Origin of the sequence: Silvanigrella sp. (assembly GCF_044369315.1) — a bacterium.
Lineage (GTDB): Bacteria > Bdellovibrionota_B > Oligoflexia > Silvanigrellales > Silvanigrellaceae > Silvanigrella.
Map to the genome: position 1 here is coordinate 1 of NZ_JBIPMD010000007.1, position 20,276 is coordinate 20,276.

General features: G+C 32.6%; 26 protein-coding genes. 10 read left to right on the forward strand and 16 right to left on the reverse strand.

The window, feature by feature from the left end:
* Both ACIQ56_RS01345 and ACIQ56_RS01350 read left to right on the forward strand, forming a co-directional pair.
* On the forward strand, window positions 1–101 hold a 101-nt coding region (locus ACIQ56_RS01345; protein WP_397599331.1), incomplete at its 5' end, for an IS3 family transposase.
* A gap of 116 nt (window positions 102–217) precedes the next feature.
* Window positions 218–859, forward strand: a complete 642-nt coding sequence (locus ACIQ56_RS01350) for a hypothetical protein (protein ID WP_397599287.1) — start codon at window positions 218–220, stop codon at window positions 857–859.
* 31 nt (window positions 860–890) lie between these two features.
* Here ACIQ56_RS01350 and ACIQ56_RS01355 read toward each other — a convergent pair whose 3' ends face one another.
* From ACIQ56_RS01355 to ACIQ56_RS01420, 14 genes are all read right to left on the reverse strand, one after another.
* Window positions 891–1,613, reverse strand: coding sequence for a hypothetical protein (locus ACIQ56_RS01355; RefSeq protein ID WP_397599288.1), 723 nt, complete (start codon window positions 1,611–1,613; stop codon window positions 891–893).
* 90 nt (window positions 1,614–1,703) lie between these two features.
* Window positions 1,704–2,048 carry a helix-turn-helix domain-containing protein gene (locus tag ACIQ56_RS01360; protein ID WP_397599289.1) on the reverse strand — a complete coding sequence of 115 codons (345 nt, stop codon included), beginning with the start codon at window positions 2,046–2,048 and terminating at the stop codon, window positions 1,704–1,706.
* Complete coding sequence (locus tag ACIQ56_RS01365; RefSeq protein ID WP_397599290.1) at window positions 2,023–2,391, reverse strand: type II toxin-antitoxin system RelE/ParE family toxin; 369 nt, start codon at window positions 2,389–2,391, stop codon at window positions 2,023–2,025. The genes ACIQ56_RS01360 and ACIQ56_RS01365 overlap by 26 nt, the downstream gene beginning before the upstream one ends.
* A gap of 164 nt (window positions 2,392–2,555) precedes the next feature.
* Window positions 2,556–3,182, reverse strand: coding sequence for a recombinase family protein (locus ACIQ56_RS01370; RefSeq protein ID WP_397599291.1), 627 nt, complete (start codon window positions 3,180–3,182; stop codon window positions 2,556–2,558).
* Between the two features lie 149 nt (window positions 3,183–3,331).
* Window positions 3,332–5,908 (reverse strand): phage tail tape measure protein, encoded by a 2,577-nt coding sequence (locus tag ACIQ56_RS01375; RefSeq protein ID WP_397599292.1) that lies wholly within the window; start codon window positions 5,906–5,908, stop codon window positions 3,332–3,334.
* A gap of 103 nt (window positions 5,909–6,011) precedes the next feature.
* On the reverse strand, window positions 6,012–6,305 hold the full coding sequence (locus ACIQ56_RS01380; RefSeq protein WP_397599293.1) for a phage tail assembly protein: 294 nt from the start codon (window positions 6,303–6,305) through the stop codon (window positions 6,012–6,014).
* A 32-nt stretch (window positions 6,306–6,337) separates the two neighbouring features.
* On the reverse strand, window positions 6,338–6,700 hold the full coding sequence (locus tag ACIQ56_RS01385; protein ID WP_397599294.1) for a phage tail tube protein: 363 nt from the start codon (window positions 6,698–6,700) through the stop codon (window positions 6,338–6,340).
* Window positions 6,701–6,711: 11 nt separating this feature from the next.
* Entirely contained in the window at window positions 6,712–8,154 is a 1,443-nt protein-coding gene (locus tag ACIQ56_RS01390; protein ID WP_397599295.1) for a hypothetical protein, read from the reverse strand.
* A complete protein-coding gene (locus tag ACIQ56_RS01395; protein ID WP_397599296.1) occupies window positions 8,141–8,656 on the reverse strand; it encodes a hypothetical protein in 516 nt (171 codons plus the stop codon). The genes ACIQ56_RS01390 and ACIQ56_RS01395 overlap by 14 nt, the downstream gene beginning before the upstream one ends.
* Window positions 8,610–8,969, reverse strand: a complete 360-nt coding sequence (locus ACIQ56_RS01400) for a hypothetical protein (protein ID WP_397599297.1) — start codon at window positions 8,967–8,969, stop codon at window positions 8,610–8,612. The genes ACIQ56_RS01395 and ACIQ56_RS01400 overlap by 47 nt, the downstream gene beginning before the upstream one ends.
* Complete coding sequence (locus tag ACIQ56_RS01405) at window positions 8,969–9,295, reverse strand: DUF2190 family protein (RefSeq protein WP_397599298.1); 327 nt, start codon at window positions 9,293–9,295, stop codon at window positions 8,969–8,971. The genes ACIQ56_RS01400 and ACIQ56_RS01405 overlap by 1 nt, the downstream gene beginning before the upstream one ends.
* A gap of 41 nt (window positions 9,296–9,336) precedes the next feature.
* Complete coding sequence (locus ACIQ56_RS01410; protein WP_397599299.1) at window positions 9,337–11,319, reverse strand: HK97 family phage prohead protease; 1,983 nt, start codon at window positions 11,317–11,319, stop codon at window positions 9,337–9,339.
* Window positions 11,316–12,656 carry a phage portal protein gene (locus ACIQ56_RS01415; protein ID WP_397599300.1) on the reverse strand — a complete coding sequence of 447 codons (1,341 nt, stop codon included), beginning with the start codon at window positions 12,654–12,656 and terminating at the stop codon, window positions 11,316–11,318. The genes ACIQ56_RS01410 and ACIQ56_RS01415 overlap by 4 nt, the downstream gene beginning before the upstream one ends.
* Window positions 12,643–12,855 (reverse strand): phage head-tail joining protein, encoded by a 213-nt coding sequence (locus tag ACIQ56_RS01420; protein ID WP_397599301.1) that lies wholly within the window; start codon window positions 12,853–12,855, stop codon window positions 12,643–12,645. Before ACIQ56_RS01420 ends, ACIQ56_RS01415 begins: the two co-directional genes overlap by 14 nt.
* 130 nt (window positions 12,856–12,985) lie before the next feature.
* On the opposite strand from ACIQ56_RS01420, the gene ACIQ56_RS01425 reads away from it, so the two are divergent.
* From ACIQ56_RS01425 to ACIQ56_RS01440, 4 genes are read left to right on the forward strand one after another with little or no spacing between them, the layout of a single operon-like run.
* Window positions 12,986–13,501 (forward strand): glycosyl hydrolase 108 family protein, encoded by a 516-nt coding sequence (locus ACIQ56_RS01425; protein WP_397599302.1) that lies wholly within the window; start codon window positions 12,986–12,988, stop codon window positions 13,499–13,501.
* Complete coding sequence (locus ACIQ56_RS01430) at window positions 13,491–13,868, forward strand: hypothetical protein (RefSeq protein ID WP_397599303.1); 378 nt, start codon at window positions 13,491–13,493, stop codon at window positions 13,866–13,868. The genes ACIQ56_RS01425 and ACIQ56_RS01430 overlap by 11 nt, the downstream gene beginning before the upstream one ends.
* 29 nt (window positions 13,869–13,897) lie before the next feature.
* Window positions 13,898–14,506, forward strand: coding sequence for a GNAT family N-acetyltransferase (locus ACIQ56_RS01435; protein WP_397599304.1), 609 nt, complete (start codon window positions 13,898–13,900; stop codon window positions 14,504–14,506).
* 4 nt (window positions 14,507–14,510) lie between these two features.
* Complete coding sequence (locus ACIQ56_RS01440; RefSeq protein WP_397599305.1) at window positions 14,511–14,888, forward strand: membrane protease subunit; 378 nt, start codon at window positions 14,511–14,513, stop codon at window positions 14,886–14,888.
* A gap of 10 nt (window positions 14,889–14,898) precedes the next feature.
* Here the strand turns inward: ACIQ56_RS01440 and ACIQ56_RS01445 are convergent, their stop codons facing one another.
* Window positions 14,899–15,258 (reverse strand): hypothetical protein, encoded by a 360-nt coding sequence (locus tag ACIQ56_RS01445; RefSeq protein ID WP_397599306.1) that lies wholly within the window; start codon window positions 15,256–15,258, stop codon window positions 14,899–14,901.
* Window positions 15,259–16,069: 811 nt separating this feature from the next.
* Here ACIQ56_RS01445 and ACIQ56_RS01450 point away from each other — a divergent pair.
* The 4 genes from ACIQ56_RS01450 to ACIQ56_RS01465 all read left to right on the forward strand — a co-directional run bounded on the left by ACIQ56_RS01450 (window position 16,070) and on the right by ACIQ56_RS01465 (window position 20,034).
* A complete protein-coding gene (locus ACIQ56_RS01450; RefSeq protein WP_397599307.1) occupies window positions 16,070–16,699 on the forward strand; it encodes a hypothetical protein in 630 nt (209 codons plus the stop codon).
* Window position 16,700: 1 nt separating this feature from the next.
* Window positions 16,701–17,393 carry a hypothetical protein gene (locus ACIQ56_RS01455; RefSeq protein ID WP_397599308.1) on the forward strand — a complete coding sequence of 231 codons (693 nt, stop codon included), beginning with the start codon at window positions 16,701–16,703 and terminating at the stop codon, window positions 17,391–17,393.
* Window positions 17,383–19,248: a phage terminase large subunit family protein gene (locus ACIQ56_RS01460; RefSeq protein ID WP_397599309.1), complete on the forward strand. Its 1,866-nt coding sequence runs from the start codon at window positions 17,383–17,385 to the stop codon at window positions 19,246–19,248. Before ACIQ56_RS01455 ends, ACIQ56_RS01460 begins: the two co-directional genes overlap by 11 nt.
* A gap of 339 nt (window positions 19,249–19,587) precedes the next feature.
* A complete protein-coding gene (locus ACIQ56_RS01465) occupies window positions 19,588–20,034 on the forward strand; it encodes a hypothetical protein (protein WP_397599310.1) in 447 nt (148 codons plus the stop codon).
* Here ACIQ56_RS01465 and ACIQ56_RS01470 read toward each other — a convergent pair.
* The gene (locus tag ACIQ56_RS01470; RefSeq protein WP_397599311.1) at window positions 20,031–20,255 is read right to left on the reverse strand and encodes a hypothetical protein; all 225 of its coding nucleotides are present in this window, start codon (window positions 20,253–20,255) and stop codon (window positions 20,031–20,033) included. The genes ACIQ56_RS01465 and ACIQ56_RS01470 overlap by 4 nt on opposite strands.
* Window positions 20,256–20,276: the final 21 nt, after the last annotated feature.

Below are 20,276 nucleotides of genomic sequence, written 5' to 3' on the forward strand. Positions count from 1 at the left end.
CAGTCATAGAATATATAGAGGTGTTTTATAATCGAATTCGTGCTCATTCTGCCCTTGATTATCATGCACCTTTAGAATATGAAGAAAATTATGAAATTTAATAGTCCACTTTTCGGGGATCATACCACCCTTTATTTTAAAAGATAAATTAAAATAGCTAAACAATATATGAATCTAACCGAAGCAAGAAAACACTTTTTCAAATGGAGCTACATTTATGGATGAATTAAAAGAACTAATTGATAACTATAAAATAGAAAAAATATTTGATTATATAAATAATGATTTATTAAGTTTAAAAGAAATAGAAAAACCTTCAGTTATTATTTATTTTTTTGATAAAAATTTTTATAAAAAATACGCTAATGAATCTGAAGTTTATCTAAACTTTTCCAAATTAAAAACTGAATGTTTTCTTGATAGAGAGAGTAAAACATTTATAACAAATAATCATTTTGATATAAATGGAATTATATTCAAAGATAATAATGATAAAATTATAATTTCATGTTTAAAAAATGGACTTTTAAAAATTCAGTTTAATTATGGAAATGAAAAATCTGAAGAAATAATAGATGAAATAATTAATTTATACAGTAAAAATGATGTAAGAGAATATTATAATAAAATTAATTTTTCTTATAATATAATTGGTATTAAAATAAACGAAACAGTACATAGTAAAAACTCATTAGGCGAAGAGAAACGTTTTAAATGTTCTAGTATTCAAGAAAATAGATTTGATGTGAAACTTGGTTATAATTCTACCAACAGAGACACGAGTAATCAATTTAATGACTATTTAATAAATGAACTTAGAACAATACTAAATAATCTTAAAAATTATACCAATAGTTAATCAACAACCATCAGATACGAAGCCGCATTTCTTAAGCTGTCCCGTAAAGTTCAATACATGGCAAACCAAATTCTAGATATTTCTTTGGATAACTTTTATCATAAAATCCATAATAACCCATTACCCACCCAATTTGAACAGATATTTGATTTATAATAAACATCATAGATAGACGGTCTCGCCATTCTTTTTTTAAAGCTTTTTGATGTTTATTTAGCAATTCAAAGAAAATATTTTGCGGACAAAAGAACTTATCTTTATTATAAAAAGATGAATTATAACGAAGAGAATCTAATGAATCGAAAATATCTCTTCCTAAACGTAAAGTTTGAACGACGATACTGCTTGGCGTATTGTTTCTTAATTCTGAAAATTGATTTTCTTTTTCTTCTTTAGTTTTATTCTTATGATCAAGTAAAAATTTTGAAAATATTTCATAGGATTTTTCAGCTTCTGACTCAATAAGTTTTTGAATATGCGGAATTACTTCTAATGATTTTTTGTTGTTAAGATTTTTAGCAACTAAAAATCCCAAATAGGAACAAAGATGTGCAACCATTATTTCTGGAGTCTGAGCCATTTTTTCTTGTTTTAAAATTTCGGTTAGGTCTTCAACAAAATAGCACAAATTTTTCATAACCCCGTATTCTAGATCAACAATACTACTAGAAAGAAGTGTAGGATTTTCTAACTCATCATAGTTAATTGTAGGCAGCATGTTTTTTGGATATTTTGGTTTATGTTCAGAAATCATTTCATTAATCCTATGTAGTAATTATATAAACTTCCTTGTTTTAAATTGCATCCTGCAAATTTCACTTTATTTTAAATGTTTAAATAGAGTTTAAGCAACTTCGCTTTTTTCTATTGCCTTATTTTCAAAATATTGAGGATCTGAATCAATTAAGTTTAATAATCTTAAAGCTGCTCCATTAGGATGGCTCTTGCCATATTCCCATGCCTCAACTGTTTTTTTAGATACTCCCAAAAACTCAGCAAAAATAGCTTGAGAAAAGGATAATTTCTCTCTTAATTTACTTATTTCTTTTGCCGTCATATCTTGTACAGGGTGAATTTTAACACTTGTTACTTTTAGCTTTTTATTTCCTTTTGCGTGATCTAAAGCTTCGTTTAAACCTGACAATATTTCATTAAAATATTCATTATTTCTTTTTTGTTTTTTTATCATTTTCAGCCTCACTTTTAATATTTAAGACGATATCAGCTAATATTTTTTTTTCTGAATTAGAAAGATTCTCTTTCACACTCTTAGGAAAAAAAGCAATGATATAAATCCGTTCTTTTGATTTTACATCTAAATAAAGAACCCGTAATGATCCGCTTTTCCCTTTATTCCCGTCAGAAACTCTAAGTTTCCTTAATCCGTGAGTCCCTTCTATTAAATCGCCAGATTCTGGATCTTCTCGCAATTCTTTTTCGATTCTGCCTTCAATCTCTTGAACTTTTAATTTAGAAAATTGTTTATTTAACTTGTCGATAAACGTATTTGACCACACAAAAATTCGTTCCATGAATTTACCCCTTTAGTCTCAATTAAAATATCCTATTTTTTAGGGTAAGTCAACACAAAACCCTATTTTTTAGGGTTTTGTGTTTATTCCATTGTTATTATTATATTAATTATCTAGTTGGGGTTATTTGCATGGTGTGCCACAAAGCGAATTATATGATTAATTTAAAAATCTTGGTCTATTTCGCCTAATTTTTTTTGTATTAATTTTTTTGCTTTAGGTCTGAGTTCCCCATTAGGGGACACATAATCGTAAATAGTAGTAGATTTAATGCCTACTTGTTGGCCTATTTCTGAGACTGTTAAATTTTTATCTTTTATTAGAGCCATCAATGTTTTTAATTTGGGAATCGTCATTTTAAAAGGAGCACCACCGAACCTACCCCTAGCCCTTGCGGCTTTGAGTCCTGCATTTACTCTTTCTATCATTAACGCCCTTTCAAATTCTGCCAACGAAGCAAAAACCGTAAACAAAAACTTGCCGTGTGGCGTGGTGGTATCAACTGGTGCCCCTGTTAAAACTTTTAGGCTGATTTCTCTTTTATTTAAATCGTTTATAAGCTGGATGAGGTGTTGCAAGTTGCGGCCTAGTCTATCCAAACTATAAACTATCAATATGTCTCCAGCTCTAAGAGCTTTAAGGCAAGCATTCAAGCCTACTCTGTCCGCTTTTGACCCAGAAACTTTATCTTCGTATATGTTTTCAACGCTTACTCCTGCACCTCTTAAAGCATCTAGTTGTAAATCTAAATTTTGATCGGTTGTGCTTACTCTCATGTAGCCTATTAACATAGCAAAAATCCTTTCGCTAAACTTGGCAATTAACGGAATTTAAAAACAGGTTAAAAAGTCTCGGAAAGCTCTATAAAATCTTTCGTTAACTCATCGGTAATCAAATTTTTTTAAACTGTCAAATTTTATGATTAATGAAAGAAAAGAGGCTAATCGAATGGGCTGGCTCTGCCAAGATTAAGACCCATAAAAACATTTGAGCTTTCTGATTTGGCAATTGCAGTTGTTCCATAGGGAGCGTTTAAATCGATCTGGATTTTACCGCTAACTTCGCTAGGTGCGGCTTTCTGGCTTATTGGAGGAATATTTATATTTTGGGGTTGGAACTTAAAGCTATGTGGCTCTATTCGATTTTTAAAATCAAGGCCTTTTAAGGGATTTTCAATAATGGGGGAAGCCACTTTTTGAGATACCACGGGAGCCATTGGAGCCGCTAAACTTGGCATAGTCATATTTGCAAATAAGGGTTGGATAGGCTCAATTTTAGGCAAAAACGATTGCCCCATTGATAAATTGGGTAGCTTATCAGCCTTTTTTATGGCTCCCATAGGAGCATCAATAACATCTTTAAAATTAGATAAATCGAGCTGTGGCTTTATTGTTTGCGTAGGAATTGGGAAGCTATTATAAGCCACTTTATCAGGTTGCTGTTGGGCTTTTGGCTTGGTTTCAATTCCTAACATTCTCTGGAAATTTTCAAAAGCTTCTCTTAGATAGTCAATAACAGGCTGAATTTTATCAAGAAGACCTTGAAAAACCGTCGTTAAACCTTCTTTAATATCTAAAATGTACTGTAAAAATCCAGCTTTAGGATTATCCCAAATATTGCCTAATGTTGTAGAAATCCAATTAAAAACGCTTTTTATAACCTGCCATATATTTTTAAATGATGATGTTAAATAATCATAGTAACTAGTAAACCCAAGCTTTAAATCGTCCCAAACACCGCAAAAAATGCCTTTCATCCAATCATAAAATTTTATAAATTCAACTAAAGCTACGTTTAAACCTAGTTTAATATCATCCCAATATTTTATCGTTACCCAAGATAAACCAGCAATAACGGCAGCAATAGCCATTACAGTTAAACCTATGGGGTTAGCTACTGCCAAAGCTCCTACAAATTTAAATGCTGTGCCTATAGCCATTAATGCTTTAAATGCTGCCCCACCAAATAAAATAAAACTTCCCTTGATAGCTAACAAAGAAAATTTAAGGCCACCTAAAACAGCCCCTACCGTTAGAATAGCTGAGGATATCCCTGTAAATGCTCCTAAAATAATGCCACCAAAGGAAACCAATTGTCCTATCCATGGGAATTCGACTACTAAATTCTCAAACTTCGTAATTAATTGTGATAGCTTAGCAAAAGTTTCAGACAAAACATCTAAAAGCCCTGAATTTACAAAAGTGATTTTCAAATTTTCGAAAGAAGCTTGAAAAGTATCAACTTTGTTTTTGTAACTATCCGCTACCAATTTATATTTATTGTCTAAAACCCCATCGGAATTAGATAAATTATCGGCAGATTTCAGCCAGTCGCCTTTTCCTTTGTTACCAAAAGTTACAGTGGCGTGTATGCCCTCTTTCCCAAATAATTTAGTGCTGTGAGCCATGAAGATTTCACTAGGAAGCGATTCCTTCGCTTTTTGGAAGGTTTCAATAATATATTTCATATCAAATTGACCTTTGATATCAGTCAATTTACTCATATCGAAGCCTAGTCCTCGTGCCGCTTGTACTTTCTCATTTTCGCCTTTTTTACTTGGTTTTAAATCAATTCCTGCTTTTTCGTATTGTTCTCTTAATGCAGGATTAGCTTTGACCATATTTTTAAAATCGTTGGATTGTGTACGGGCTTCTAACAGTCCAAACATAAAATTCTTTGAAGCTGTAGCCACTTCTGAGCCTTCTATGTCGTTATTACCTGCACTTGTGATAAAGCTAGCGGCCTGTTCCTTACTAAGCCCCATCAGCTTTGCAATGGGTGCAATAGCCTTCATAGATTGTAAAACGTTTTCTAAGTTAGCCCCTGACGCAATCTCAAGCTTATGTAAGAATCCCCCTATTTTGGAGTAGTCGAATTCTTCAAACGTATTTGCAACCCCTGATAAAGTCCCTATGCTATTTAACGGATCAGTTTTTTGAATAGAAAGTTTCGATTGTTGAATAGCAACTTTTGAAATGCTCACAAGCTGGCCTACATCTTCAACACCTTTTCTTGCCGCTTCACGCATAACTTTTGAAATTTCGGGAAGCCCTACACCCATTTGTTGAGAAAGTTTCTTCGCTTCAATTTCTAAAAGATTTTTAGCACCCGAATTTAAATTCGCTGATTCCGCTATAATGTCCACATTTAATTTATAGTCACTTGCCCCATCAAGACCGCTTGTAATTGCAGATGTTAATTTATTACCTAAATCATTAAGAGGCTGTATATAATCATTGAAGCCATTTTTTAAATCTTTTAAATTAGATCTAAAATCAGAAAACATATTTTTAAACGTGTTCTTAGTTTTAGACCCCATTATATCAAGATTAGTACCGAGTTTATTAAAGCCACCGCCTAAATTTTGGAGTTCTTTTCCCAAATTACTTAGCTCATTCATGTTACCGATGTTTTTAATCGAGTTTGCTATTTGGGAAAAATCCTTTTGAAGCTTGTCGAAGTCACTAGAAAAAGAGTCAATGGTGCTTAATTCTATTTTTAAAGGAATAGTCGTCATTTGAAATACTCTTTCATTTCGTCCAATAATTCTATTACTTCCCCACAATTTAACTCTAAAATGTCTTTTTTAGACCAATGTAAATTATGGGCAAAATGAATTATTATTCGGGTAATTGTGTGTCTTTCAAAACAGGCTTCTTCAAAAAACCTTTTAAAACTTCCATGCAACGTCCGTAATCTGTAAAATCTAAATCTATTAAATTATCTTTTTTTATTCCACATACACGACTAAACACATCTAACAACGCTTTAGGCGTGTTCATTTTATCGAATTCTAAATCTAGTGCATCACCTAAACTTATTCTTTGTATTGTAATTTCATCGACTTCCCCTTCTTTCGTTGTGATGGGGTAATCTAATTTTACGGTTACTGAGCCTCTATTTTTTGTTGTCATGATAAAATCCTTTTACTTTTATAAATTTATTATTAAACTTCTGCATGCTTGCAGCCAACAAATTTAACTGAAATTTCGCCCTTTTCCGTATCTGCTTCTACGCCTTTTTCATTTGTTGAAAAAGCTTGATATAAAGTGAATGTTTTTCCATCTGGTAAATCAAGCGTAATTGTAGCATCTTCAATATCTGCAATATCTTTCAAAGCTATATCTTTTTTAACAATAACCCCTTCAATAAATGCCGCTGTAGTTTCTCCAGTAAAACCAAGCACGCCCTGATGCGCTAATTTTTCAGTACGTTTTATTTCTCCACCACCATACTTAAAAGAACCTGTGGCAAAGTATAATTTTCCATTCACTTTTAAAGAAATAACGCCACCTAACATTTTACTCATTTGTATATCCTTTATCTAAATTGGATCTGAACAGCGGTTTGGATTAGCTGCCTAATTAATGTAGGAGGTAACAAGAAATTAAGACGGCCTTTATTTTTCTCATCAATTTCTACTACTAAATTTTCAATAAAATCTTTTGAATCTTGGACAAGTCCCAATTGTTCCCAATGTAAAAATCTGGAAATAGCTTCACACTTTGCAAGCTTTGGAGTTAATATTTTTTGACTTGGTGAAACAACGGCCGTGTTTTTTGCTAATTTAAATCTGCTATACTTTGACCAAAAATAATTTTTAAAATCACGTCTTATAAAAGATAAAGTAAAAACGGTCTCAGGACTAAGTAAACTTTCGTCTGGCAATCCAGCATCATTTTTTTTGTATGCGGTTAAAAGTCGTTCAATTCTTGCAGTAGTTCCTACTGTATTAATTACTCCAATCCCACGATTTAATAATTCCACAACCTCAGAGTTTTGTAATCTGTTGGTGACATCAGGGGGATCTATACCATTTAACGGGACAGTTTGCAGCGGCCTAGCTGGATCAATGGAAACACTAACCGCTACGGCGGCAGCAAGAGCCGCTGATATCTCGTGATTGCCTTTTGGTGATTTATGATAAGCTGAATAAATAATGTATGGGGTATTTAAATCGTCGAATTTATCGGTATCCGCCGTGGCTTTATTGTTTGTTCCGTAAACTAACACGCCATCTAATTGTTTTGCCGCATGCCAACGTTTTTCAAGCTCTGCTGAAAATTTTTCTAAAATAGTTTTATCCACAAAAGAAGAAACAAAAAAATCAAAATCAAAATCTTTAATTATATCTTTAAAAATCTTTGATATTTCAAAACTTGAAGACACCCCACCTGAAAATTCAAGTTTTGTTTCAACTTCATTTACTTTAAAAATGCCTATTTTTCCATTTAAAGCCGCTGTTTTTTGAGTTGACGTAACTACAATTTCGGACGGTTTGTTATTAGCTGAATTTACTTTTACAGTAAACAATATCCCGTGTTGACTCATCCATTTATTAAATTCGTCTTCTATATTTTTAGTGATCAAACTGTACGCAACATTTGCCCAATAACCGTTATAAGTAAAATTGATATACTCATTTTCTTTCATTGTATCTGGTATTTTGTATGTAATTTTAGCGGCAATGTTGCTATTAGGTACTGCCATGCCCCAAAGTTCTGTCGCATTTCCTATATCATTGTCTTTGTAGGATATAAACATTTCGTGCATAATGGTATTTCGACCAAAAATATCAATTACTGTTTTTTCACTTGAAAGTCTAAATAATTTATTGTGATTTTCTTTTAATTTGTCATCAATATTTGCGGTAGAAATTAACAAAGTTTTAGTAACTTTGTTAGCCCCACTGGCGGCACTTGTATCAAATTCAATCCAGCAACTCGGTTGCCTTGTATCGGTTATTGTATTAAAGGAAACCATTTTTATTATCCTTTTCTTCGTTATTTAATTGTATTTCTAATTTTGGTAATTTTAATTCTTCAACTTCTTCCCATGGAATAGGGTGGAACTCATAGTTAACAAGATAATTTAGAGTCATTATTTCACATAAACTCGAACTTATTTTTTCGTTTGTATCGTATTCCATGCCTTCATATTTTATCTTAAAATTGGGGGATATAAACGAGGCCATTTCATTTTCAATTAATTCTGCTATATCTTCTGCAAGCTCCCAACCATCTAAATCATTAATGGGGTACTTATTAAAAATAAGAACCTTTAATAAAACATCTCTTTCTGTTCCATATGGGAAAATATCTTTAACCATTTTTTCAGGAACACTTAAAATGCTTACAATTGGATAAGTTTCTTTATTATCAAAAGAATGTAAGTAATTTATTCGTAACTGAACTTTATTAAAGAGTTTTTTAAGATACTCAAAAATCTCTTTTTTTATTAATTTTCTTGTTACTTGAATTGTCATGATACTCACCTAGATAATATTTGATAAATCCTTGCAAAGTTTCTTGTGCTACAACGCTATATTTCTTTTCTTTAATTTTAACAAAATTGACTTCTACTCTATCAAATTCATCTTTAGATTTTACACTGACCGTACAAAGGTAATCAGTAATACTTGCAATAGAGTTTTCTAAAGGGGTAAGTAACTTCTCCCCATAAATACCAGTCAATAAATTAAACCTATCGTCTTTAAATTGGACTAAAAGCGGCTCACCTAATGTTCTGTTAATTATATTTGAAGCGTTTTCTACTAATGAATTAAAGTTTATTTTCATTATATGAGAATCTCCGCTAATTCATTTTCACCGCTAGTTAGGGCATAACCAATTAAATTATTATTTTGAGTTGCTGATAATGTTCTAGCGGCAGTGTCCAAATATATCGGAGCACCTGCAACGAATTTTCCTGTCACTGCTAATAAAAATTGGCCTTTAAAATCCACTGTAACATGCTCACCTTGTTTTGCGTTAGTTAACGGTACGTAAACTATTTTACCTAATAAATAGGGTTCATGTGCTTTTACATTTTCAGGAGCTGAAAAATATCCAGTTGTATATTCGCCAATTTTGCCAGTGTAATGTTTAGGTTTTTCTAAAGTCATTTTTTTAATCCTTTCTAAATTTAGTTATGTTTGTTACTTTATTATTTCCCAGGATTGTAAAAAACCCCTTTATAACTGGATATTGCAGCCGCAAAATCCAGTAACCCAATAAAGTCAATTGAAAGTGTATCGAAATTTTGTTGTTTCCTTAGTTGCGAACCTGTGGAACCTGCTAAATATGCGGTTTTGACTATGTCATATTGAATTGGATTAGCAGTCATGTACCAGCCATGAGGGTTGATACTATCTAAAGACGGGTCGACAATTAATTGGAATCTATTTGCGTATATATTGATGTCTTCAGCTTTATTTGCATTGACAGAAGCAAGAGCACGGTAAGCTGAATTTTCTAAATTCTTTGGTACAATTAGCCAACACCCATATAAGCCTATTCGGTTACCATCTAATGCTACTTGTGCAGCTAAAGCATTGTCACCTTCCTCAAATGTTTTTGCGCTTGGAATGCCTTTGATGGCAGCTAGATTGCCGTGTTCTTTACAAAATACGGTGTGGCCATCCGCCATTTTATAAGTAAGATCTGAAAACAAAGACATGATTATTTTCTTTTCAGTCATTGCCGCACCACGTCCAAACATTTTTGGAATTTCTTGCAATAATCCTATTTCATCGCCTATGATTGCTTGACGAGTGATAGATAATTTCTTTTGAAAAGTGTCTAATTTAATAGAATTTTGAGTGTTGTTTGTGGAGTGTCCTTGCTTTGGTGGCGCACCTTCTGGCGTTTTTTCAAACTCGGTAAATATTGTCGTATCAACAAGATTAGTTGCTTTAAAGTCTGGTAACACCATGGGGCTAATTAAAGGTTTATAGGGTTGCTCAATAAGTCCATAATTGAATTTTACGACTTTATTCACAACTGTATGAAGTGCATCTCCAAATAATGCCGAATTTATCCCACGTTCCGCAATTTCGTTTCTGTCGTATCCGCTTAAATCTCTATTTAAACATTTAATAGTATCAAGAAAGGAAATGCCACGATAATTTGCGCCTATTTCCTGTATTTCTTCGACACCAATACGAGCAGCAAGGGCATTTTCAATGCCTCGTTGCATATGTTTTATTTCACAGTGGTCTGTCCCATATACAGGTGCAGAGTGCGATTTAATTGGATTATTCTTTTCAAAATTTTCCATTGCGTATTGAGTAATAAGTTTTTTGCCATGTTGAATATCTAACGCATCAGTTAAAACATTATGTGTTTGTTCTGTATTTAGAGAACGTTTTGCACATAGGACGCTTAAATCTGCATAAAAAACAGAACTCTTAGGTATGTCCGTAGTATTTGCGGAATTTAGAGAACGAGTTTCTGTTTTTATATCAGAAACGGCATTGCTTGATTCTATCGTCGTTGAATTATTAGCAACATTGTCATTCATAGAAGCTGTTATTGCTGGCTCGCTTGTTTTCATGGCACGGCCGATTTTATTTTTATAAAACATTGTATCTGTTTCTCCTTCAATTATTGTTTCGTTATAGGAATTGTTATCATCAGTTAATGAACGAATATTTGCTTTATAATCCGCTGATACAGGGACTATTGAAATTTCAAATGGTTCTAATTTTGTGATTAATTTTGTTTTATATGCGTAGTTTTCTTTTTGTAGCCATTTTATAAGAAGTGTAAAATATCCCATGGAAATACTGGTAATAATTCCATCTTTTATATCTTGCCAAAGGTCATCTAATCCTGATCGTTTTGATAATCTAGCCGCTACATGTAACAAACCATTTTCGATCCATGCGTCTGTTGTACGGCCTAATATATGGGAAATATCATCCCGTTTGTGGTTATTAAGTAGGCTTGCTCCTGCCTTTAATCTATTTAAAACTACACTGTCATCAGAGATAACTAGCTCTTCAAAATAAGTAACTTCTTTACCATTTATTAATACAGTTCTTGGAGTTTCTGCACCTGTTGAAGCAATTAATATAAAGGATCTATCTTCATCTTTTGTGCTTTCAGGCTTTAATTTAAAACAAGATTCTAAAACGGATATTGTCATTTATTACCTCCTATTTTTTTATTTTTATTATCCGTTTTATTTTTTAATGGGGTATTTAAAACTTGTTCAGACGAGGTATAGCCATCTTCTCTTCTAATTTCTTCCACTGTTTTTAATTGATGTTGCAAAGCGAGGACATGCGCTTTCACGTCTTTTAATGTGTCGATACTTTCTCGCTTCGGAGCTGTCCAAATTGCTTTTATTTTTTCAACTTCAAATTTTGGATAATGATAGTTAACTCCCTCGGCAAACCATTTAACAATGGGGTCGCACATCTGAGGGATAATTGTATTTTCTCTCCACGCATCTACATTTTTGTAGTACTCTACCAGCCCAACACGGGCAGAACTAAAATTAACTTCAGATAGATCAGACGTTAATAATTCATACGGCATGCTGATAGCTGCGGCTATTTTCTTTAAAGTAACGCTTACAAATTCTGCATAACCTAAAACATTGGGTGGAGTGGGAAAAGTAACGGTTTTTCCTGCTGGCAGATATTCTATCGTACCTGCGCCCATTGTCTCACCTTCTAAATGCCGAGGATTGTCTTTTTCGGCAATTTGGCTTCCGCCTTGGATGTCATGCACGAAAGCCGAAAAACAGCTTGCTACACGCCTTCTAATGAGTTCCGAAGTTTGATAATCATCAAGATGTTTTAAATCGAGCATAGCAGGTGTAAGCGTTGGGATTCCTCTAATCTGCCCAGCTCGTTCTATTTTTATTAATTGCAACATCTCAGTGGCAGGAATAAAACTCGATTCGGCCGTGTTATGGCTATGCTTAACCATGAAGCCTAGCCGCCTACCACGTGGATTTACAACAACACCTTGAACGATTTGCCCCATTGGGGAGGTTGTTTGATTTAAACTCTCATCTACTAACTCTGCCTCTATAAGGCCAATTTCAAAACCTAATAAGTTATCCGCTGGATACCAGCGAAGAAACGCATCACCGCCAGCCGCTACCTCCCGACAAGCTAGGGATTGGAGGCCGTAAAGATTTAGCATGCCATCGGCACTTACATTTGCGCTTTTTGCCCATTCGTCCCATAGCTCTTGCAGGAATCTATTCTTTTTATTTCCATAATAAATATCTGCCAGTATCCCACCACCAACCACGTTATTTTGGATGGATGACATGGCTTTGGAAGGATAGCCGCTATCGTCCACCAGTTGGCGGCTTCTAGCCCTTAGAGTACTCAAATTATATGCAAGTTTATGATTAATCCCATGTGTATCTAATGCAAGCCAATTTTGATGGCGTGCGCTTCTGCTAGCCGCTGCAAACGACCTTGTGTTGATTTCCCATTGATAATAGACATTATCTTGGATCATAAATCATTACTCGCCTGTTTGGTCTGTTCCTATTTAATGAATTAATTTTTGTAATTAAAATATCCCGTGCATTTAATAGTTCGCTTGTTGTTTTAAAATGAACTTCTTTACCATCAAATTTAACAATTTTTACATTGCTAAATATGGCTTCCTCAACGGCTTCCAATTGCTCCATTAATTTTGATCTGTTTTCTGACACGGTTTCACCCCCTCAAAATTTTAAAAAATCACGTAGCCAATTGATTCGCTTAGTTTTTTTAAATCCGATTTAAAAAGTCCAACCCTTTCAATTAGGTACGTGCTTTCTTAAAATTTTGGAGGTTTTGAAGATGAGCAGATTAAACGAGTTTTTAAACATTTTGGACAAAGTGGAAGGGAGACATAGCAATGATCCTCGTGATAGGGGAGGGGAAACTTTTAGAGGGATTACCCAAAAAACATACAATAATTTTTGTAAAAAAATGGGTATTCCTATTAAACCTGTCAGCTCATTATCTGACGAAGAAGTTAAATATTTTTATCAAGAAGAAATTTTTAAGAACTGTCGCTTTAATGAGCGAATAGAAATTCATTATAATTATTTTGATTGTTTAGTTAATGGGGGTAGTTATGGTCACAAAAAAATAACTGAATATATGAATGCAAAAATATTAGAAAGACCCATGACAGAATCAGAAATTTTAGAAACCCTCTATGACTTTAGATTAAAACAATTCAAAAAAATAGCTGAAATATATTACAAAACTACCTCAATAAATGAATACCCATTAAAAGGTTGGATAAACCGCATATCTAAAATAAGGGCGTATTTCAATAATAAAAAAAGGATAACAAATGGAAAATAATTCAAGCCCCCCAAATAATAAATCACAGGATAATGCCAATACAATGACTGAAAGATTGGTCAATAAAGTTACTGAAGGTTTCACAGGCTCAGGCGCACCTTATGTTTTTGGTACTGTGGTTTTGATTACAGTTTTTGTATTTGTGGGCTATGTAGCTAAAGATATAAACAATGGAGTTTTAGCTAAAATAGATGATATTTATAAAGAGCAAAAACAAGCAAATATTAATTCTGAAAAGATTCAAGTGAAACTTGAATCGAATCAAAGGGACTTATTGAATCTTAAAGAACAACAATTGAAAATTGAGAGACTTCAAGCAGAACAAGAGAAACGTCTATACCGTATAGAATCAAAGAAGAACTATTAATTTAATTAAATATTAAGGATGATATTTTTATGAATACAATTTTAAATTATCAAGTAATACAAGTAAACGATTCCCAATATTGGGACATTTACTATAATGAATTTATGCAAGATTTCCCTGATGAAATTACTTTTATTCGTGAAGGAATTTTAACAAATGAGCAAAAATTAAAAAGACAAAATCTATTAAATAAGACTTCAAATATCTCTCATCATTTTATTTTAAAAGACGGTGATAAAGCTATTGCATTATTTAGGGGAGAGCAGAGAGACATAGATGTTTACTATCTACGCCATGGAGTCGTTAAAAAAGAATATCAAAGGCAGGGGATTTTATCGGAGTGTCTGAATAAAGCAATTGAGTATTGCAAAGAATTAGGATTTATTCAGATTATATGCTGCTTTGTCTTATCAAATAACAATATATTGGCGCAAATGATTAAGAAAGATTTTTATATTACAGGGATAGAAACACATGCCGAATATGGGCAAATAGGCTGGCTAACTCATTTTTTAAATGAAGATTTAAAGAAAGCCTATTTATACAGAACTGGCATGGTTTGCTTTTCCGATAAATTATGTGAACATTCAGAAGGAAATATGCAAAAGCTTCTAAACTTGATTAAAGGAAATTCTTAAATATATGAAAAAATCTAATTTAATTTATACAATAATAACATTAACAATTATGGTAATTAGTGGATTTACTTTTTACCCTCTTTATAAAGTTTGGCAGCAAGAAAAAGAAGGAGAAGCAGAATTAGCACGAGCAACATCAAATAGGAAAATTAAAATCCTTGAAGCAGAAGCAAAAAAAGAAGCTGCAATTTCAGAAGCTCTTGCAGAAATAGAACGGGCTAAAGGTGTAGCTAAAGCAAACGAAATTATAGGCAGCTCATTAAAAAATAATGAGAGTTATTTACGTTATCTTTGGATATCAAATTTAAATGGGAATAATAAAGAAGTGATTTATATTCCTACAGAAGCAAATTTACCCATACTAGAAGCAGGCAAAAGATAAATAAAAATTCTTAATCTTTCTTTATTGCCTTTCTCCAAGTTTTAAGCTGGACATACCCAATCACATCATTTTCATTATCAAGTTTTGGTTTTAAAATTACAGGTATTTGTAAATCAACTATTAATTTTTTTGTATACCTAAGCTCAGTCCCCAATATTCTAGCAACATCTTTATATTTCAAATTATCGCTATCAAAACTAGGATGAGTTTTTAGAAAATTAATCTTATAATTTTTATCTTTTTTTCTAATCATTGAATCGTACATGTTCAAATTTCTGAGAGCGTTGTTTGCATAATTTTCAGGGTTTTCAAGCCCCAAATGTTTAGCTATATTTAAAAATCGCTCTCTTGTTTTTTCACCTTCAGACATTAAGCAATCTCTTTCTTTGTTTCTTATTCTTTTAAATATTTTTCATTCCACTCCAAATTTTGTATAAGTATCGCCTAAATAATTCCCAACAATCCCGTTTAAATCTGTCATAGTTGATGCGGTTGTCATTTTGAGCCTCCTATTTTGTTTTCTAAGAAAATTCAATTCCTTAGTCTCGCAAATATAAAACATAGGGGTATGTTTTGTCAATCTTGGTCTTAAGATTTTTTCCAATTCTTATCCTGAAAATTTTTTGTTAAAAATTCTCCCAATAAAATCAATTTAAAAAGTTATCCATAATTAATTTAAAATTAAAATTAGTTAACCGATTACATTAGAAGTTAACCTGTAGCTATCTGAATAAAAAGGAATAGTTGCATGGAAATAAAAATAACACCAAGGACAATTTGTACGGTAATAGACGATTTGGGAAGAGTGAGCACTTTAATCGGAAAAGATATCTATGATTTTAAAAAATCTCCGAGAGTTCTTCTTGAGCCAGTTAGGCAAGCTTGTTTTATTTTAAGTAGATATGCTTATTTTTCCAGAGGCCATGTCATGGTTGAAGATCTGATGGCCGAAACTCTCCTTGTTACGAAGACGAATGTCAAACCGTGCCATGTGCTTTTAGCTATAGAAATGCTTGCACCCAAATTCTACCGACTTGCAGAACAAGGAAAACCCTTGCCGCTATGGCTGAAAAAAAAAGAACTTCCTCCCGTTATTAACGGTTGTCTTGAATCTTATTACAAAATAAAAGAGGACACTAAACAAAAAAAACAATTAGGTTTTACATTAACAAGGATTGAAAATGGCTACCATCCAAATAAAAACAAAAACGTTAGATTCATTAAAAAAAGCAACAAAAGAAATAGCATCTCAAGCATTAAAAGCGGCAATTCGTCGCTCGTTGGAACAAACTCAAAAAAGTGTCACCTCATTTGCAAGAGCACAATTAAATAAACAAAAAGAAATTAAAGTACCTGTAAAGCTTTTTCACAAGCGTGTTTTTAAACAATTAAAGGCAAAAGATAATACCCCCATAAAAGACATGAAAGCCTCTATAGGTTTTTCCACATTCCAAGAAGCAGTTTCAAATTTTCAACTTAGAACTGAAAAAATATTAGGTAAAAAAGGAAAGCGTAAATATACAAAAGTAACAGCTAAGATTTTAGGAAAAGATGTTGCTACAAACCGAACATTTTTAAGGCTTAGTAAAAAAGGCAATGCAATTAAAAATACTAAAATTGCATTAGGTCGTGAGTCTTCCGCTAGAGATTCATACAAGAGAGAGATGAGTAATGTAAGCATGACCGATGTAATTAAAAACAATATGGGAATTGCAGATTTAATAAGTGCTAAAGCAAAGCAAACTTATTTAAACAGATTGAAGCACAATATAAATTATTATTTAGACAAAGAATTAAAGAAAGTAAAATAAAATGACTTCTATTTTAATAAATGCCACAAACCTTGCTAAAGAAATGGGAGTCAGCAAACCCTACATATCTAAACTAATTGCTCAAAAAAGATTAGATTTTGCAAAAAACGTTGATAGTAAAGGAAAAGTTTTATATGACTTAACTCAGGTTTTAAAAGTTTTTTCAAAAAAAAATACAAATAATTTAGATGACAGTAAAAAAGAAAATGATATTAATGAAAAAATTAACAAAAATTCTAATGACACTTATTCAAACAATCGTAACAATAATATTTCTAGTTTCAATACTTATAACAATAAGCATCGTGCTAGGTCTAGCAATGGCTCTAATTTCCATGTTCGCACGCCCGTAAATAATACAGAAAACAATAACAATTCTGATTTAAGATATGACTTTGAGAAAACAAAAAAAATGGCTTTAGACGTTAAGAGAACACGTTTAAAGCTTTTGCAAGAGAAAAAAAGTTTAATTAGTTCGGAAGAAGTTGAAAAAGAAGCATTTGAAATAGGTAGAAAAGTTAGAATACAATTGATGTTAATTCCCCAAAGGGTTTGCAATCTTTATTCCAGTTTTACAGAACCCCATACAATTAAAACACATTTAACTAAAGAGTTAACAAATGTTTTGAATATTTTAAATCTACCTGAAGAGAAGGAAACAGAAAAAGTAACAGGTGATATAGATGGGGTATAGAGACGCTTTTCTTCGTGGAATAAAGCCAATTGAACAAATTGACTTGCCTGAATGGTGCGAAAAGTATGTAAAACTTTCTTCTAAATCTTCAGCCGAGGCAGGTAATTACAGTGTGGAGCGTGTGGAATATTTGAGAGAGCCAATGAAGTTATTAAGCTTAAGCTCGCCTTTTCAGATTGTAACTTTAATGAAGGGGGTACAATTAGGGCTATCTACATTTGCAAACAACTTGTTAGCTTATTATGCAGATTTAGACCCATGCCCTTTATTGCTTGTTATGCCTAATCAAGAGTTGGTGGAGGGATTTAGTAAGAACAGATTTACGCCTTTGCTAGATGAGATTCCAAAGATTAAAGATAAATTTAAAGCTGCTCGTTCTCAAGCTGGCGGTAACACTACTTTAATGAAAGAATATGAGGGCGGTGTTTTATACTTTGCAGGTGGAAATAGTTCTGCTGGATTATGCTCTAATCCAGTAAGAATTCTCGTTCTTGATGACGTTGATCGCATGCCTCGGAATCTTGACGGAGAAGGTTCGCCTATAAAATTAGCTTCTGCAAGAACCTCTACATTTTCCAATAAAAAAATATTTATCAATAGTACGCCCACGGACGCAAAAACAAGTTTAATTTATAAAAGTTACTTAGAAGGAGACCAACGAAAGTTTCATGTACCCTGTCCCCATTGTGAGCATTTTCAAGAACTCTTAATCGGTCAATTAAAATGGGAAGAAGATAATTTTGAGTCTGTAAAATATGAATGTATCCAATGTAAAAATTTATTTTCTGAAATTGATAAAATAAATATTATTCCTCGTGGCAAATGGATTCCTACCGCTAAAAGCAAAGACCCTAATCATGCAAGTTTTCATATTAGCTCAATGTATGCGCCAATAGGTTGGAAAAGTTGGGCAGATATTGCAAGGCAAATTGAAGCGGCCGCTTTTGATGAAAATGCAAAAATTAGTTTGATAAACCTAGAAGCTGGTTTGCCTGTCGAAGAAACAGGAGAAATATTTGACTTTGAAAAGATATACAATAGACGTGAATATTACCCACAAAATATAGTCCCTAAAGGGGCATGCCTTTTAACCTGTGGGGCTGATGTTCAGCATGATAGAATTGAATTAGAAGTTGTGGCTTGGGGAAAAAACAGGGAAAGCTGGAGTATTTGTTACAGGACTTTACTAGGGGACACTTCACAAGCTGAGGTGTGGGATGAGTTAAGAAAAGTAACAAATGAGTTATTTCCTGTAGCAGATAGTGACGCTGTGTTACCTATTGAAAGAATGGGCATTGACTGCTCAGATGGGAATCGGTCAAATTTTATTTATAACTTTTGTAGAACTCACGAGCGATTTAATCAAGTCATTCCCGTTAAAGGAACGTCTACACGTGGCACAAAAGGAATGTGTTCTACAATTGATGTAAAAGAAAAAAATAGCAATGGATTTTATTTAGGTAAAACAATTAAAGTTTTATCTGTGCAAGTTGATAAGTTTAAGACTGAATTTTATGGTAATTTAAACAGACGAATTGAAGACGGCAAAACCCCAATTGCTTATTGCCATTTTCCAGATTATCCAGAATATTATTTTAAAATGTTATGTTCCGAGACGTATTATAATAATCATTGGAAGAAAACTTTTACAAGAAATGAAGCTTTAGACTGCCGAATTTATGCAAGAGCAGTGGCATACGATTTGGGGATTGACACATATTCAGAGCAAAAATGGCAAGAGCTAAATGACCGAATTTATGCAAAAAAACCTAAAATTAAAATTGAACCTAAAAAACGTGAAAGAGAACGTGACCCATTATTGGAAAACTGGAATCGTTCTTTAAGAGATTTTTAGCATGCTTTAGTTTTTATAAATTATTTTACTTCGTTTTAGAAAAAAAATTTTTCTGGTGACTTGCCTTCAGCTTCCGAATCCTTTACTCATTGCATATGCTCTGTCCTAAATTTAAAGTTGAGGTTTTTGTTACTGCAAAAACCTCAATATTATTTACTCTTGCAACAAGATGTTGTTACAAAATACTTTTTCAACAAAAAATGTTTGGTTATTAGGCAAAGCATAACAATGCCGATAAATTTATTTTCATTTAGATTTTTTTGCTTGTTTGCACGGCTGTAAAATTTGCTCTATGCTAATATTGGCTTTTGGCCATAACCTTAAAAAAAGAACAGAATTATGAGAACATTTTTACCTAAATTACCCGATCATTTATACTATTTAAGCTCTATTCACAAAGCATGTGAAAACGAAACTTTTGATAATTGGCTTGAAGTTTTTGAAAATACGGTAATTAAAGCAATTTTAGAAAAAGAGAGTGGTTTTACAGAAACAGAAGCAAAAGAACTGTTTGATAATACGGAACAACACGCAATTAATTTTGTAAATTTATTAGCTAGATTTCTTTGTGAACAGCAAGCAGGAAATAAATACTGGAACGAGCAAGAATGGCTTATCTATTTAAAACCAGTTGAAGATACACTTGCAAAAGAAGCACGATCAAGAGCGGAAAAACATTTAGCAGATATCCCAAAAATTATAGAAAAAAAGACAGCAATAAATTCTAGACCTGAATATAACTTAGAAATAAAAGATAACTTGGTACGATTAAAAAAGATTAATTAATCTTTGTAAGTTTCTTTCCATTCTTTTATTAAATAAATTCGCTGTTCCCCATATCTGCAAGGTTCAACTCTTGACGGTATTTTTAACTCACTTGCTGCTAATCTAGCTGTTATTTTTGTGCATTTTAAAACTTCCGCAAGCTCTGATGTTTTTAGTTCATCTTTGTCACACTCTTTTAAAATTTTTGCTCGTTGCATCTTTAATGCCTCTTTAAATCCCATTTACTCCCCTTTTCTATGGGG